The sequence below is a fragment of the Candidatus Accumulibacter vicinus genome (assembly GCF_000584955.1).
GTDB classification, from domain to species: domain Bacteria; phylum Pseudomonadota; class Gammaproteobacteria; order Burkholderiales; family Rhodocyclaceae; genus Accumulibacter; species Accumulibacter vicinus.
On record NZ_JDSS02000007.1, the window covers coordinates 1 to 15827 of the forward strand.

Genomic DNA, 15827 nt, shown 5'->3' on the forward strand with positions numbered 1-15827 from the left:
AGCCGGCCTTGCAGGCGGCCGGATCGGCACTGCTGCTCTGGCAGGGCCCGACACAACTCAAGACCGGTGAGACGGTCTCGCTGCAACTGGTGATGCAGGCCGACCGGCCGGTGGTCAGTGTGCCGCTGGTCATCGGCTTCGATCGGCGCCTGCTGCAAGTTGCCGATGTCAGCGAGGGAGCCTTCCTCAGGCAGGGCGGCGCGGCCACCACTTTCACCTATCGAATCGACCCGGACGGACAGGTGCTGATGACCGCGACACGATCCGGTACCGGTGGTGCGACCGCCCCGGATGTCGTCGCAACGCTCAACTTCCGCGCCTTGGCGGCTGGCGCCGCTCGAATCGAGCTGATTACCATCGTTCCCGTCGGTTCAGGTGGATCCACCATTAACGCCATTCTGCCCGGCCCCCACACCTTTACCATCAACCCCTGATCAATGATCCAATACCGGACTCTATGGCCTCCGTCCACGATAACAGCGCCGTACCCTCAAGCCGATGTACGCCAGGCGCGCGGCTTCTCCTTAATCGAACTGATGATCACCCTGGCAGTGGTCGCCGTCCTGGCTAGTGTCGTGGTACCGGTTGCGCAAACGTCCCTGCAACGTAGCAAGGAGCAGGATCTTCGGCTCGCCCTGCGTGAGCTTCGCAACGCCATCGACCGCTACAAGCAGGCGAGCGACGAGGGGCGCGTCCCGAAATCAATCGCTGAGACGGGCTATCCAAAGAATCTTGCCGTGCTTGTAGAAGGCGAAGACGATCAGCGCGACCCCAAGCATCGCAAGATCTACTTCCTGCGCCGGATTCCGCGCGATCCAATGCATCCGGATGCCCAGGTGTCAGCGGCCGACACCTGGGCCAAGCGCGCCTACGCCAGCGAACCTGACAATCCTCAGGAGGGCGATGACGTGTACGACGTCTATTCAAAATCCACAGGTATTGGTCTCAACGGTGTGCCTTACCGGCAATGGTGAAGAACGGCGGTCGGCAGCGTCGCGGGCATCGGACAAACCTCTGCGGCCCCAGTAGGTATCGGATCGGTCGGGGATTCACGCTGATCGAACTGCTCGTCGTGCTGTCGATCATCGCCCTGCTGCTCACTCTTGCCGTCCCCAGGTACTTCCACAGCATCGACATCTCGAAGGAAGCGGTCCTCAGCGAAAATCTGCACATCGTCCGCGAAACGATCGACAAGTTTTACGGCGACAAGGGACGATATCCCGAAAGTCTCGAGGAACTGGTCAGTGAAAAGTACTTGCGCGCTCTACCCCATGACCCGGTCACCGGTAGTGCCGGCACGTGGACCATCGTTGCGCCCGATGAAGCCGGCGCCAAGGGAAACGTATACGACATCAAGAGCGGTGCTCCCGGTACCACCCGGGATGGCAAGCCTTTTGCCGATCTGTAGATCTGTAGCGATCTCGCACGATCCCATGTGTCACGATCTTCATTCCAGCGCGCCCGCCCGTGGCCTTGAAGCCGGCTTCACCTACCTGGGGGTGATGATCCTGGTCGCCATACTTGCTTTAGCGACGAGCGCGACGCTGACACTGAGCAGCATTGTCCAGCGACGAGAGGCTGAGCAGCGACTGCTCGAAGTTGGCTCGGCTTACCGCCGGGCGATCGCCAGTTACCTGAACAGCACTCCAGCGGGTGTCCGCAGCTATCCCGCCTCGCTCACTGATCTACTCAAGGATCCTCGGTATCCCGGTGTCCGTCGACATCTTCGGCAACTCTACCCGGACCCCATTACCGGCAAAACCGACTGGGTTCTTGTCCCGGCTCCCGGTGGCGGAATCATGGGAGTGCATAGTCTCTCCGACGCCAGGCCGATCAAGGTTTCCGGGTTCGAAGCCGAGAACCAGTTGTTCGAAGGCAAGTCGCGCTATTCGGAGTGGGTCTTCGCGGTCCTGCCTTCTCCTGCAGGCATTGCGCCACGGCCAATCCGCGGGACGAACGCACTAGCACCGGGTCCAACTCCGATACCCCCACAGCTGCCCGGCGTGAGTCTCCCGCAGCGCTGACCTCAGCCGAGTTACCGTACTATCGGCGCGTGCCGACAAGCCGGGGTTGGAAGCTCCGGTCGGAATATCTCTTGCCGACAAGAAAGACTGAGAAAGACTGCTTTCGTCCTTGAAAAATGTCAGTTCGTGGTGTAATGTTATAGAAAATTCATCTTGCTCGAGGGGGAATCGACATGCGACGAGGGGGAGCGTGTTTAATCTGGCTGTTGCTTGCGTTCGCCGCGGCGGGCCCGACGGGTGCAACTTCCATACAATACCAACTCACGCCGCTCGGCGGGAGTCATTTCCGTTACGACTACACGGTCACCAATGACGGCTCCCTGGGCGCAGCGGTACCGCTACAGCTGTTCGACATCGAGTTCGATCCGGCGCTGTATCTTGAGACGTCGCTGAGTATTGTGACTCCGGCTACCCTCCAGGCCAGCTGGAGCGAGTTGATCCTTCCGTCCCAGATCGGCGTACCGGCGTTGTATGACGTGCTCGCCACCGCGGGGGGTCTGTCGGTTGGGCAGCATGCGACCGGCTTTGCCATCGAGTTTGATTGGATATCATCCGGCCAGCCGGGGTCGCAGACGTTTCTTGTGTTCGATCCAGTGACGTTTGACCAGCTCGAGGTCGGGCTCACGGTGGCGGCCCTGCCGCCAGATCCGAATCCCGCGCCGACGCCGGGAACGCTGGTGATGGCGCTGACCGGGCTGGCCACGCTGGGTGGCTTGCGCGCTCGAAGGCGAAGTATTTCCTGCAACTGAGTCCGACATCGCCCGAGGATCACTCGAGCATGAGGGGTTTCGTTTTCTGGTCTCAAGGGGAACGAGTATGAAACGTCTCTGGCTGTTGTGCGCCATCCTGCTCGCAGCGTGGCTTTTTCCTGCCTTGGCCCATGCCCAACAGCTGACCATCGGCAATTACACAGTGGTCAGCAGCAAGCGACTCTCGCGGACCGAGTTCGAGTACGTCTATAAAGCCAGCGTCAGCAACATCGGCGAAGATGTCGTCAACGTCATCGGCACGCTCACCAGCGGTGCGGCCAACATGACCGTCATCGAGGGGACGCTATCGTTCGGCAACGTCGCTGCCGGTGCCACGGTGGCCAGCATCGATACCTTCACGGTACGCATCGACCGCACGTCGACCGTTCCCGTCAGCGCCTTCCTCTGGAACATCAGTGCCGAGTCGGCGGCTCCGCTGCGCGCCCGCTTTAACGCGCTGCCCGCCGCGGGCGACGCACCGCTGCGGGTGACCTTTGTCCCGGATCCCATCACCGTCGCGGCGATCAATCTTTACGAGTGGGATCTCGACGCCGACGGCAGCTTCGAGACAGGTGACACGGTTGGCCGAAATTTCAGTTTCACGTATGCCCAGCCGGGCAGCTATCCGGCCAAGCTGCGGGTGACCGATTCCAAGGGCCGTCAGGACACCCAGACCGTAACGATCACCGTCGGCAACGCCCCCCCGGTCGTCACCGCCCAGGCGCAACCCAGCAATGGTCAGGTACCGCTCACCGTGAACTTCAGCGCCACGGCCACCGACAACGAAGGCGTCGCTCGCTACGAGTGGGATTTCCAGGGCGACGGCGTGTACGATTACAGCTCGACGGCGAGCGGCAACACCTCCTTCACCTATACCAGTGTCGGCGTTTTCACGCCGGTTTTGCGCGTTACCGATGGGCGGGGATTGGCAGTCACCTATTCGCTTCCGGCCACGACCGTACGGGCGGCCCCACCGGGATCGCCGACGGTCACCGCCACCGCCTCACCGGCGAGCGGCAACGCTCCCCTTAAGGTAACGCTGTCGGGTTCGGCTTCCGACCCGAGTGGGCATCCCTTCACGCGCTATGAATGGGATTTTCAGGACGACGGTGTCGTCGATGCCTCTGGTGCCAGTCCGGCACAGACCTTTACCTATGTCGCGGCGGGAACCTATTTCCCACGCCTGCGCGCAATCACCGACGATGGCCGCACGGCCGAGGATGTCGTCCAGGTCAGCGTGCAGTCCAACGTCACGCTGCGCGTCTCGCCCGATACGATCGACCCGTCGCTGAGCGAGACCGCCACGATCACCACCACGCTCATCGCCCCGACCAAGGTGAGCCTGCTCATCGAAAAACGCGGTGGCGCGGGCATCGTCAGAACCTTGGTTCCGTTCGCCACCCGCACTGCCGGAACCTATGCTGACGCCTGGGACGGCAAGAACGACGCCGGCGTGGTGGTGCCGCAAGGCGACTACTACGCGGTGCTGGTGTATGAGTCGGGGGGAGTGAACAAACGTCTCGATCTCGCGCTGAGCACCGGCGGCGTGCAATACAATCCTCCGCGCAGCTACATTCCGGATCAATTCTCTCCGTTCGCCGGACAGCCGCTGACCATCGATTTCACGCTCAGCCGGGCCTCGGAGGTGACCGCCTTCATGGGCCAGTTCGAAGTTGACACCCGGCTCGTGACCTTCCTGCAGCGTGAGCCGATGGGTCGGGGCACGCACCGCATCGTCTGGAACGGCGAGAACGGGGATGGGCAACTGATTCAACCGCCGATGATCGACTGGGGATGGGGCTACGTATTTCAGGACCAATTCCTGTTCGGCATCTGGGGTTACACCTTCCCCGACAACGCCATCTTCGTGCGTAGCGGTGTACAACTGAGCGACCTGCGCGCGGGACCTTCGATCCTCGACCCAACGGGTCTTGATTCCGCGGGACAACCAGAACGTAGCCGCATCACCTTCACGCTCAGCAAACCGGCGACGATCGAACTGGTCATCAACGACGCCACCAGCGGCAGCGTTCTCGGCCGACGGCAATACCCGAACCTCGCTGCGGGAATCAACGAAATCCAGTGGGATGGCAAGGTCGGCAGCGGCGTGCTGGTCGCGCCAGGGCGCTATCGGCTTGGCGTCACCGCGATCGAGCCGAACGGCTTCAAGTCACTGACGCTCTATACCTTGCAGCGCGTCTACTACTGAACGGGGAAACTGCCATGACTGTCAGAAACCGGTTCATTGCCGCCTCTCTCGCGGCACTCGCCCTGTTCGCGTGGACCAGCCCCGGCCACACCGCCGAGTTGACGCCGGAGGCTTATGTCCGGGCCGATATCGAAGCCCGTGAAGCCACCCTGGCCAGCATGGAAGAGCGACTCGCCCTGCTGCAGGCCGGCGGCGGCAGCCGCGCCGAGATGGCCGCGCTCACCCGATCGCAAGCCGCGGTCGAATCCGCCTACCGCAAGTACGGCACGAGCGCTCGCGCGCACGGCGCCTACGCGGCGACCCACGCGCGGGATATCTCGGCCTGGCTCAAAGCCAATCCCGACGCGACGGCTCATTTGATGGATCTCCGGACCCGCTTCCAGGGACTTTCCGGTGCCTTTGATTCGGTGCGAGGGAGGTAAAGCGCTATGACCCATTTGCGTTGGCTGCGGATCGTTTTGCTTGGCTGGCTGCTTGGCCTCGCCGTTTCCTTGCCGAGTCATGCCTACCATTTCCCCTGGGACCAGGGGCACGACACCACCAACTGGAACAACCCGACGCCGCCTGGTCCGTGCCAGGGCCCGACGTGCACACCATGCAACAGCACGGGTTCGCCCGTCTACATACCGACCGGGCACTTCCTCTGGTCGGATACCGACATCGTGCTCAAGGGGCGCCCATCGCTCGGCATCGTTCGCACGTACAATTCCCATGACCCGCGCGACGGTATGTTCGGCAATGGCTGGACCATCGGTGTTGACGGCGGCCTGTATCTGGCCACGGACGGAATGAGCAGCAAGTACGTCCTGCGCGCCGCTGACGGCAAGCGTTACGACTACCCGAAGGCGACCGACGGCACGATCACGGCGCCGGCCGGGCGCTTCGATCAGGTGGCACCGCAAACCGACGGTTCAGTGCACCTGATCAATCTCGACGGTAGCGGCAAGGTCTTCCGCAGCGACGGCAAGCTCGCCATCGACGTCGACGCCAATGGTAATCGCATCATCTATACTTACGACGGCAGTGACCGGCTGAAGAGCCTCTCCGACGGCAACGGGCGGACACTCAACTTCAGCTACAACAGCGGCGGCCGTGTCAGTCATGTCACCGACCACGCCGGGCGCACCTGGCAGTACGACTACGATGGCGCCGGCAATCTCACCACGGTGACCGATCCGCTGGGCGGCGTCCGCCGCTATGCGTACGCTGCCTACACAGCGACCGGCGATGGTCAGACCTACCAGCATCTCACGCAGGTCACCGACCCCTCCGGCGTCATCGTCACGCAGGTCACTTACAGCGGCGAGCGCGTGCTGAGCTATACGGAAGGCGCCAACAGCTACCGCTATGTCTACGACACGGGCAGGCGTCAGGTAGCGAAGACCGACAGCGTCGGCAGCCAGTGGCGCTACGTGTATGACGACAAGGGGCTGATTCCTGAAGAGTTCGATCCGCTCGGCAACCGGGTGGGGCGGACCTTCGACGACAATGGCCGGGAGATCCAGCGCGTCGATCAGGGAGGGCAGACCTGGCGGGCAACGTACGACACGCTCGGCCGCACCCTCACGCGAACCAACCCGCTCGCGCAGACCACGCGCTTCGAATACGCCGGCAACAACCCGAACCCGAAGAAGATCATTTCGCCAACGGAGCGCATCACGCAGATCGGCTACGACAGCAGGCTCAATCCGACCACGGTGACCGATCCCGCGGGCGCGATCACGCGCATGGAGTGGACGGCGCGTGGCGATCTGACCGCTTCAAGCGACCCCCTCGGCAATCGGACGACCCTCACGTACAACGCGATCGGTCTGCCGATGGCCCAAATCGATCCGCTCGGAAGGAGTACGGGCTTTGCCTATGATGCGGTAGGCAATCTCACCCAGTTGACCAATCCCGCCGGCGAGGTCACCCGGTTGAACTACGATGCACTCGATCGAGCGACGCAAGTGACCGATGCGCTGGGCCAGGTGACCCGCTTTGCCTACGATGCCGCGGGCCGCCTCCTGAGTCTCACCGACCCGGCCGGACGAACGACCCAGTATGCCTACGATGCCTATGGCCGGCTGGCGACCCGGACCGAACCCGACGGGCGCGTCCAACGCTCAGACTACCGCAGCGACAACCTGAGGTCGCAAACGGCACTGCCCGACGCCCGAATCGTCAGCTACGGTTACGACGCGGCCAAGCGCCTGACCAGTGAGAACGCCGGTGGGGAGATCAACAGCTTTGGCTACGATGCGCGCGGCTTGCTGACCAGCGCTGGCAATGCCGCAGCGTCGCTGGCACGCAGCTTCGATGCCGCGGGGCGATTGACCCAGGAAACGATGCATGGTCAGGCGGTAGCGATCAGCCGCAGCGCGGAAGGCGAGCGCACACAGCTCAACGCTTTGGGCTCGGTGACGAATTACACGCTGGATGTGCGCGGCCTAGTGACGCGCATCGCCGTCGGCGGTGAGCCGTTCGACATCGCCTATGACGCCGCCGGCCGACGCACTCGCCTGGGCCTGCCCAATGGCTCGGTCGCGACTTACGGCTACGACGCGGCGAACCAGCTTACGGCGCTCATCCACGGCGGCGCGTTCGCGGCGAATTACCGTCAGACCTTCGACCTGGCAGGCCGCATCACGCGGCTCACGGGCGACGGCGCCGACTGGAACTACGGCTATGACGCACTCGGCCGGCTCGTCGCCGCCAACCACGGTAGCGACGCATTTGCCTATTCGTACGACGCGGTGGGCAACATCCTGGGCACGGGCCGTACGTACGACGCTGGCAATCGATTGACGCAGGATACCGATTTCAACTACAGCTATGACGCCAACGGCAATCTGATCAGCAAACAGCATCGTACGACCGGAGCCCGTTCGGTCTATACGTGGAATGCCAGAAACCAACTGGTCCGTCTGGAGCGTTTTCCGGATGCCACCGCCACGGTACCGAACAAGGTGCTGAGTTTCACCTACGATCCTCTCGGACGTCGCGCTTCCAAGACGGAAGATGGCGTAAGCGAGCGCTATGTCTACGACGGCAGCGATCTCATCGGCGTGCTGGATTCACTCCACAGCGTACAGCGCCGGTTTAGCTTCGGCACCGGGATTGATGAACCGCTGCGTATGGCGGGCAGCACAGGCGCACGTTACTTCCACGCCAATCACCTGGGATCGGTGATGGCGCTGAGCGCTTCGACGGGAGTGGTCAGCCAGTACAACTACGATCCCTACGGCAAGACGCGGCTTACAGGTGAAGCGGCTAACCCGTTCAGATATACCGGCCGCGAGCAGGATGCCGAAGACCTATATTACTACCGAGCCCGTTATTATAACCCGATGGTGAACCGCTTCCTGTCAGAAGATCCGATCGGACTAACGGGGAGCGTTAATCTCTACCAGTACGCGAACGCTAATCCACTGAGCTTTTCTGATCCGTCGGGGCTAGTGAGCGCGGGTGAGGTCCTGGCGCAGATCGGTGCGGTCGGCCCAATCGACGCATATACCGCTAAGCAGCTCGCTGATCAGTCGCTCGCTGCAGCCCAGAAGTCTGGACTACCCGGACAGCATAATGGACAAGCTGATGCGTACCGGCATTGTTTGTGGTCGTGTCTGATGGCCCAGAAGATTGGGGCTAAACAGGCTAGGGAAGTGGGGGACATCCACGAAAAGCATGGGGAGAACCCTCCGGGCGAGACCTGCATGGATCTGCACAACAACGCTCAAGGCCGCAACGCAGCGAGTGGGAAAGACTGCGCGGCCAGCTGCCGTAGCTTGCTGAGCGGGGGCAAGCTCATGAACTCTCCGTGCCAAATGCCTTAGAGTGGAGAGACGGGATATGACAAGGATCTCGGTTTGGTTGTGTAAATGGCTCGGGGTATTTACGCTGTTCGCAGCGCTATTCGGCGGGTGTACGGATGCGTCGGAAATCACTCTTGCGATAACCAACAACTCGGAGGTGCCCATCCAAAATCTGGTGGCCGGGTTTACCGGGGGTACTGCTCAGTTCGGGCCACTGAAGGTAGGTGATCGTCAGGAGACAAAAATCAAACCAACTGGTGAATCGCATATCGAACTCGACATTTATCCTATTGGAGGAAAAGTTGAACGCAGAGTGATCGATACCTATTTCGAGCAAGGGTATCGGGGTAAGATTGAAATCACTTTGGGATTAGGATTTGCTGTCGAGAAATCAGAACAACTGACTGTTCGATAGAGCAACTGCGATTATCCTGGCAGCCTCGTTCGGCGAAGTCACGCGTAATCTTAATGTCCCGTGGTTGTCCTCGAATTTCTTCCTCGGCCAGTAGAAGAAGGAGTTGCTGTGTCGTCAAAGTTGTACGTTATTCGATCCTTTGGCCTAAGGGCCACCTGGTTGACTACCCTCGCGGTTCTTGTCTTCGCCCTGCTCGTTGTCCCCACCGCCGCCGCAAGCGAAGTCGTGATCTATACCTCGGTCGACCAGGAGTTCGCCGAGCCGATCCTCAAGCAGTTCGAGAAGCAAAGCGGGATCAAGGTCAAGGCGGTGTTCGATGCCGAAGCCGCCAAGACCGTTGGCCTCGAACGCCGGCTGATCGCCGAGAAGGCCAGGCCCAAGGCCGACGTCTTCTGGAACTCCGAGTACCTGCGCACGCTGCGGCTCGGAGCCGAAGGCGTGTTGGCGCCGCAGCCACCGATTGCCCCGAGCATCCCTGCTGAATACCGGTCCAAGGACGCCCTATGGATCGGCTTTGGCGTGCGCGCCCGGGTGCTGATCGTCAATACCCAACTCGTCCCCGACAGCGCGACGCCATCGGCCCTCGCCGATCTCGCCGACCCGCGCTGGAAGGGCAAGGTCGCGATCGCCAAGCCCTATTTCGGCACCACCTCGACCCATTTCGCGGCTTTGTATTCGCGCTGGGGAGAAGCGTCTTTCACCCAGTTCCTGCAGTCCCTCAAGGCCAACCAGATCGCGCTACTGCCCGGCAACGCCGACGTGCGCGACGCCGTCGCCGCGGGGCGTTTCGCGCTCGGACTCACCGACAGCGACGACGCACTCGGTGCCATTCAGGCCGGCAAGCCCGTGCGCATGATCTTTCCCGACCAGGGCCGAGAGGGTGCCTTCGGCGTATTTCACACTGTGGCATTGGTCAAGGGCGGGCCGAATCCGCAGACGGCTTTGCGCCTGACGGAGTATCTGGCAAGCGAGACTACCGAGAGCGAGCTGATTCGCAGCGGCGCCGTGCAACTGCCGGTTCGCGCCAACATCGCCGCCGCGAGCGCCATCGGCCCAGGCAAACCCAAGATCTGGCATCTTGCCACTCCGGAGTTGATGCCGGCGCTCGCCGACAGCGCGCGGCTGATTCGCCTCCACCTGGAGTAGGAGTTGCTCGCCTGGCGCGCCCACCTTGCCACCGTGCCCGGGTTCCTGGCGCTTGCCCTCCTGCTCCTGCCCTATGCGCTCCTCTGTCGGTCGGCTCTCGGCGTCTCACTTGCCGATGGCGTGTGGCTGTGGAGCACCTTCGACGGCAAGTCGCTGGCAGCGATTGGTACGTCACTCGCCTTGAGCGCCACCGTCGCGGCCCTGTCGGTCGTTCTGGCCGTTCTCGTCCTCACGGCGCTCTCGCACGTAGTCTGCCGGGGCTGGGTGTGGGCAGTTCTCGCTGCGCTGGCCCTCAACTTCTGCCTCTCCCCCGTCATCCACCTCGTCGCCTGGCGCGAGCTGACGGGCGCCGAGCAACTTCCCGGTTTCCTGGCCGCGGTCGTCGTCTTGAGCTGGAAGTACTTCCCGCTGGCGCTCGCCGTGCTGCTGCTCGGCCTGCACGCGCTCGACGCGTCGGGAATCGAGGCCGGGCGCGTCTTTTCTCGTCGCGGGGAGGCCTTGCGACATCTGGTGTTTCCGCAAGTCGTGCCGGCCATCTCGGCGGCGGCGGCGATCATCCTCGTGCTCGTCTTCGGCGAAGCCGAGGTGCCGCCGCTGCTCGGGATGCGCGTCTATGCCGAAGAGTTCATGGCGCGCCTGGCGCTCGAACCCGACATCGGGCGCGCCCTGCCGGCGGCGCTGCCGTTTGTCGTCGCTGCGCTCGCCGGCTGGGGACTGACCGTTCGCTCGGTCGCCGGGTACTCGGTTCTGGCTTGGGATCGCAGCGCCTTGAAGCCGCTGTCGACCTACGTTCAATCGGCGCGCCATCCCCGGGTGCTGGCCGGTGCGCTATTCGTCCTGGTGTGCGCACCGGTCCTGCTGCTCGCCTTCGCGGCGCTGCCCGGCGGCTTCGTGCAGTTCCTGCCCAAACACGGCCACGCGCTCGCCACCTCGGCGTTGCTCGGCGTGCTCAGCACCGCTGTGGCGCTCGCTGTCGGTGGCATGGTCTCGACGCTGTTCGCCGCCGTCGGGCCGGCACTTCGCCGGACGGTCCTGTCGCTGTTGCTGCTGGGACTTTTCATGCCCGGCGCGCTGACGGGGCTGGGCATGGTCGCGCTCTCGCAGTCGCCCGCATTCGACTGGCTGAACACAGGCGACGTCCTGCTGGTCGCCACCCACGTGCTGCGCCTGCTGCCCGTCGCGGCCCTGCTGCTGATCGGCCTGGCGTTGCTCGAGCCGCGGCGCTGGGCCGAGGAAGTCCGCCTGCTGGGAATCCCGTGCTGGCCACGCTGGCGCTTCATCCACGCGCCATTGCGCTGGCCGCGCTGGCTACTGGTCGGCGGCGTGCTGATGGCGCTTGCCCTCTCGGAGCTGGCCTCGACGATCCTGGTGGTCGCGCCGGGGACCGAAACCGCGGTGCTGCGCCTGTACAATCTGATGCACTTCGGCTCACCCGAGTCGGTCGCCGCGCTGGCCTTCAGTCAGGCCGGCCTGGTCGTGGCGGTTCTGGTGGCGGTCGCCGCCGCGGCAATTGGGAGGTCTGGCCATGCTGGCGCTTGAAGGGGTGGTTTTTGGCCGTTCGGCTGCCTTCAGGCTGACCGTCGACAGTCTGCGGGTCGAACCGGGCGAACGCGTGACGGTGCTCGGACCTTCCGGCAGCGGCAAGACGACGCTGGTGCGATTGATCGCGGGCCTCGACCTGCCGGACCGTGGCGAGATCTACCTGGAGGGCCGCCCGGTCAATCGGCGCCCGCCGCATGCGCGGCCGATCAGCCTGCTGGCGCAGGATCTCGGGCTCTGGCCGCACTTGAGCGCGCTCGAGCATGTCGCCTTTGCACGCGCGTGTGGGCGCAGCCTGCGGGCGACCGACGCCGACCGAGATCTGTTGGCCTGCGTGCAGCTTGCCGACCGTGCTGCCGCGCGACCGCACCAGCTTTCCGGTGGCGAGCGGCAGCGGCTGGGAATGGCGCGCGCGCTGGCGCGCCGCCCGAAGCTGCTGCTGCTCGACGAGCCCTTCTCCAACGTCGATCCGGTACTGGCGGCCGAGCTGCACGGCATTCTCGATGACTTCCACGCGCAATGGCATCTGACCCGCTTGCAGGTCCGCCACTGGACCTTCGGCGCGCCGCGTGCGGACGAGCGATTCCTCGTCGTGCGCGGCGGAGCTATCGTCCAGGACGGTACCTGGGCTGAACTGCGCAATCATCCTCTGGACCCATGGGTCGAACGTCTCGTCTCGCTCGCGGCGCACTGAGCGTGCTGCTCACGGTCTGCTTCGGCATCGCTGCCGCCGCGGATGCGACAGCGACCCGGCTGTATGTGACGTGGTATCCGTGGCAGGCGGACTCGGTCCTGGCCGCCTGGGCGCTCAAGCGCCACGTCTCGATGGCGGCGGAGTTTGAGGCGGCTCCGAATGGCGCACCTGTCCCGGCCGACCAGGCGCTCGACATCCCCGAATCGCTCTATCGCCGCAATGGCCTGCGCACCGCGTATGAGGAGGTTCTCCGCTTGCACCGGGTCGACTCCCCCTGCGCGGAGCGGCTTCGGCCGATCGTCCGCGTGCTCGAACTCGCGTCGTGGCGCAAGGCCGAGCACCCGGAGGCGGAGAACTTCGAAGCCGGGCTGCTGCCGCTGTTGCCACGGCAGCCGGGCAAGGGCGGTCTGGCCACGGCGTTCGCCTATGTCGATCAATTCTGTTCCACGAAGGGAGCTACCCCGCGATGAGGAAGACGCTCGCTCTGTTCAGCGTTTGCTTTGCCACCGCCGTAGCCGCCGCCGAGGGCTTGCCCGATGGCGCCTTGTTCATCGGCCTGAAACAAGGCGTCTGGAAGCCCTATGTCCTCAGCGGTGGTCAGGCACGGCCGGTCGCCACGGTGGTCGAGCCTCGCACCGCCACCTACGACGCGAAACGCGGGCTGGTGGCCTATGTCGGTGCCGACAATCACTTGCACGAGGTGAGCGTGACGGATGGCCAGGACCGTGTCTTGCTCACCGCGAACAGGCAGAAGGCGTTCACCCAGCCGGCCTATGCGCAGGATGGCAGCCAACTGTTCGTGGTCGAGATGAAGGAGGGCGCCAGCGCCGACACCGAAATCGTGGCGATCGCCAACAAGGGTGCCGACCCGCCGCGCCCGGTCACGCGTCAGCCCGCCGCACAGTTCGAGCCGCGCGCGGCTCGTGACGGCTACCTGCTGTATTCCAGCGTCAGTTGCGTGCTTGGCTGCGGGCGAATCATCCAGGAGATCTGGCGAAAACACCTGGCCAGCGACGAGGCGGAACAGATCACGCTGACCAATAGCATCGCTCGCCAGCCCGTGGCCTCTGCCGACGGCAAGTGGATCTATTTCAGTTCCAACCGGGCCGGGCACTACCACCTGTGGCGGACCGCCGGCGCCGGCATGCCGCTTGAACAGATCACCCATGGCCACGTCGCCGACACCAGTCCGGCGCTCGATCGCGATGGCAATCTGTACTTCGTGCGCCACGCCGATCAGGGAACGCGGCTGATGCGCCGTACCCTCGACGGGCGTGAGCGGGCGTTGGCCATGCCGGCCGATGTCGATGACCTGAGAAACCTGGAGATCAACCCGTGAAGAACACACTGGCGCTGTTGGTGATGGCCGTGGTGATGGCAACTGTGGCGCGTGCCGGCGAACTCGTGGAGTTTGCGGCTTACGACCGAGCCGAGTTCTCGCCCGCTCGGGGCGAACAATTCAGGGTGCCTGTCCGACTCAAGGTAGCGGCCGAGGTCGAACTCCGCATCCTCACCTCCGACGGCGATCTCGTGCGGACGCTCAAGTCGCCACGGAGCTGGACCGCCGGCGACCAGGAGTTTTCCTGGGACGGCAAGGATGACGACGGTGTGATCGTTGCCGATGAAGCCTACGTTCCGGTGCTGGCCGCGCGTGCGAAGGATGGGCGAAGCGAAGAGATCGATCCCCGTGCTTTCAGCGGTGGCGAGACCGTCGGCGACCTCAAGGTCGAGACGGCTGCCAGTGGGGACATCACCTACACGCTGCCGGCGCCGAGCCGGGTTCTCATCAGAGTCGGCATCAAGGATGGCCCAATGATGCGCTCACTCGCCACCTGGGCTCCGCGAGGTGCCGGTAGAAACGTACAACGATGGAATGGTTTTGACCAGGATCGCTTGGTGGACCTGCGCAGTCACCCTCGATTGTCGGTACTCGCCACGGCGTTTCGCTTGCCGCAACAATCGATTCTGACCGTGGGTAATCCCGACAACGATTATCGCGCCTATCGGAAAGAGAAGGGCTGGCCGGAAAAGGCCGCGCCAGCGACCGAACTCAAGCTGGAACGGAACGGGCAGCGTCTGTCGCGCAGTTACTTCCTCCCCCGCTTCAAGGATCCGGATCCCCGGGTAACGCTTTCCCTGATCGAGAAGCTACCCCTGTCGCGCGACCAGCTCCCTGTTATTGCGGGTCCGGTCACCCTCCGCGTCGATATTCCCGAGGAGGATCGCTGGTTGGTACAGGAGAGCCTTTACGAGGTGGCGTTCTTTGTCGATCAGGAGTTCGTCTCCGAGGAGGAGCATGGCTATGTGCCTTTCAGTTGGCGCTGGACGCCGAGCGGGCTCGCCGCGGGTCGGCATCTGCTCACCGTGAACATCTCGGGCTTCGGGGGCAAGGTCGCTGTCAGGAATCTGCTGTTCGAAATACCGGAGTGAGGCAGGCCAGCAAGCAGGATCAACGCCAGGTGTAGGGCGTGGTTCGAAAAAGGTCTCGACAGGTGTTTGGCCGTGCCGCCAACTTTTTTCTACATCAACAAATTCTAATGGCATTTTTTGGTGCTGGCGGCTGCCTTCGGTAGGCGCTGTCGCGGGCACTTTGCCGTCGCGCATGACGCTCGGCGATGATTCGCACGAGGTCTTTGCGACCGTGAACCTTCACTGGGAGCTGCGCCACGAGCCTGTCAACAACATCGGCACAGGACACAGCGAACCCATTTCTTCCCCCACAGCTCTCCGGCCCGTTTCCCTCGTTGAACCCGGCGCCCATTCCAGCGCAGCCAGGACCGTCCCGATGATTCTGGCGGATGACCTGACGCCGACCGGATACTGGATCTGAGGAAAGCACCGCGTACTCTGCAAAAACGCGACAATGGAACTGGTCACACGCTACAAGCGCTTATCCGCGAGCGTATAATCATTGGTCGAGGCTGCTTGCCAGCGAGAGCATTTTTATCCTTTGGGAGAAGGCCAGATGGCTTTGTACGAATCCGATCACACCAAGTTCATGCGCGAAATGATGGCCCAGCATCCGGAATGGGCCGAGGATCAGCGCCGCGGCCGGGCGATCTGGTGGGACAGGAAGGTCGACCTGAATGAGCAGAAGTCGCGTCGGGAGGCCAATGAACCGCATCGATCCTATCCCTACGACGTGAACTTCGACCTGCAGTAGCTGGCGGACCTTACCAAGAGAAGAAGCGCCCGGAGGGCCGTCGTCTGGCCGCTTCTTGTTGTTGGCGGGGCCGAAGGCTTTGGCTTCGCCGAGTTTG

At 63.3% G+C, this 15827-nt stretch carries 17 protein-coding genes; all 17 read left to right on the forward strand.

The window, feature by feature from the left end:
• The coding region (locus CAPSK01_RS01985) for a cohesin domain-containing protein (RefSeq protein ID WP_034921731.1) at positions 1–434 on the forward strand (434 nt) is incomplete at its 5' end.
• A gap of 39 nt (positions 435–473) precedes the next feature.
• The gene (locus CAPSK01_RS01990; RefSeq protein WP_034921864.1) at positions 474–974 is read left to right on the forward strand and encodes a prepilin-type N-terminal cleavage/methylation domain-containing protein; all 501 of its coding nucleotides are present in this window, start codon (positions 474–476) and stop codon (positions 972–974) included.
• Positions 968–1408, forward strand: coding sequence for a prepilin-type N-terminal cleavage/methylation domain-containing protein (locus CAPSK01_RS01995; protein ID WP_273702899.1), 441 nt, complete (start codon positions 968–970; stop codon positions 1406–1408). The genes CAPSK01_RS01990 and CAPSK01_RS01995 overlap by 7 nt, the downstream gene beginning before the upstream one ends.
• A gap of 25 nt (positions 1409–1433) precedes the next feature.
• Complete coding sequence (locus tag CAPSK01_RS02000; RefSeq protein ID WP_273702900.1) at positions 1434–2024, forward strand: type II secretion system protein; 591 nt, start codon at positions 1434–1436, stop codon at positions 2022–2024.
• 206 nt (positions 2025–2230) lie between these two features.
• Positions 2231–2773 carry a hypothetical protein gene (locus CAPSK01_RS02005; protein WP_273702901.1) on the forward strand — a complete coding sequence of 181 codons (543 nt, stop codon included), beginning with the start codon at positions 2231–2233 and terminating at the stop codon, positions 2771–2773.
• Between the two features lie 67 nt (positions 2774–2840).
• Positions 2841–4982 (forward strand): PKD domain-containing protein, encoded by a 2142-nt coding sequence (locus CAPSK01_RS02010; RefSeq protein ID WP_034921735.1) that lies wholly within the window; start codon positions 2841–2843, stop codon positions 4980–4982.
• Between the two features lie 14 nt (positions 4983–4996).
• Positions 4997–5404, forward strand: a complete 408-nt coding sequence (locus CAPSK01_RS02015; protein WP_034921740.1) for a hypothetical protein — start codon at positions 4997–4999, stop codon at positions 5402–5404.
• Between the two features lie 6 nt (positions 5405–5410).
• Complete coding sequence (locus tag CAPSK01_RS02020; protein WP_034921743.1) at positions 5411–8794, forward strand: RHS repeat-associated core domain-containing protein; 3384 nt, start codon at positions 5411–5413, stop codon at positions 8792–8794.
• 16 nt (positions 8795–8810) lie between these two features.
• Positions 8811–9188, forward strand: a complete 378-nt coding sequence (locus tag CAPSK01_RS02025) for a hypothetical protein (RefSeq protein WP_034921746.1) — start codon at positions 8811–8813, stop codon at positions 9186–9188.
• A gap of 159 nt (positions 9189–9347) precedes the next feature.
• A complete protein-coding gene (locus CAPSK01_RS02030; RefSeq protein ID WP_273702902.1) occupies positions 9348–10334 on the forward strand; it encodes an extracellular solute-binding protein in 987 nt (328 codons plus the stop codon).
• Positions 10335–10337: 3 nt separating this feature from the next.
• Complete coding sequence (locus tag CAPSK01_RS02035) at positions 10338–11873, forward strand: hypothetical protein (RefSeq protein ID WP_034921749.1); 1536 nt, start codon at positions 10338–10340, stop codon at positions 11871–11873.
• Positions 11860–12567, forward strand: coding sequence for an ATP-binding cassette domain-containing protein (locus tag CAPSK01_RS02040; RefSeq protein WP_273702903.1), 708 nt, complete (start codon positions 11860–11862; stop codon positions 12565–12567). The genes CAPSK01_RS02035 and CAPSK01_RS02040 overlap by 14 nt, the downstream gene beginning before the upstream one ends.
• Positions 12568–12569: 2 nt before the next feature.
• Positions 12570–13037 (forward strand): chromate resistance protein ChrB domain-containing protein, encoded by a 468-nt coding sequence (locus tag CAPSK01_RS02045; protein ID WP_034921752.1) that lies wholly within the window; start codon positions 12570–12572, stop codon positions 13035–13037.
• Positions 13034–13906, forward strand: a complete 873-nt coding sequence (locus CAPSK01_RS02050) for a PD40 domain-containing protein (protein ID WP_034921754.1) — start codon at positions 13034–13036, stop codon at positions 13904–13906. Before CAPSK01_RS02045 ends, CAPSK01_RS02050 begins: the two co-directional genes overlap by 4 nt.
• Positions 13903–14997 (forward strand): FlgD immunoglobulin-like domain containing protein, encoded by a 1095-nt coding sequence (locus tag CAPSK01_RS02055; protein ID WP_034921757.1) that lies wholly within the window; start codon positions 13903–13905, stop codon positions 14995–14997. The genes CAPSK01_RS02050 and CAPSK01_RS02055 overlap by 4 nt, the downstream gene beginning before the upstream one ends.
• 172 nt (positions 14998–15169) lie before the next feature.
• Entirely contained in the window at positions 15170–15397 is a 228-nt protein-coding gene (locus CAPSK01_RS02060; RefSeq protein ID WP_034921759.1) for a hypothetical protein, read from the forward strand.
• 135 nt (positions 15398–15532) lie between these two features.
• Positions 15533–15730 carry a DUF3460 family protein gene (locus CAPSK01_RS02065; RefSeq protein WP_034921762.1) on the forward strand — a complete coding sequence of 66 codons (198 nt, stop codon included), beginning with the start codon at positions 15533–15535 and terminating at the stop codon, positions 15728–15730.
• The last annotated feature ends 97 nt before the right edge of the window (positions 15731–15827 follow it).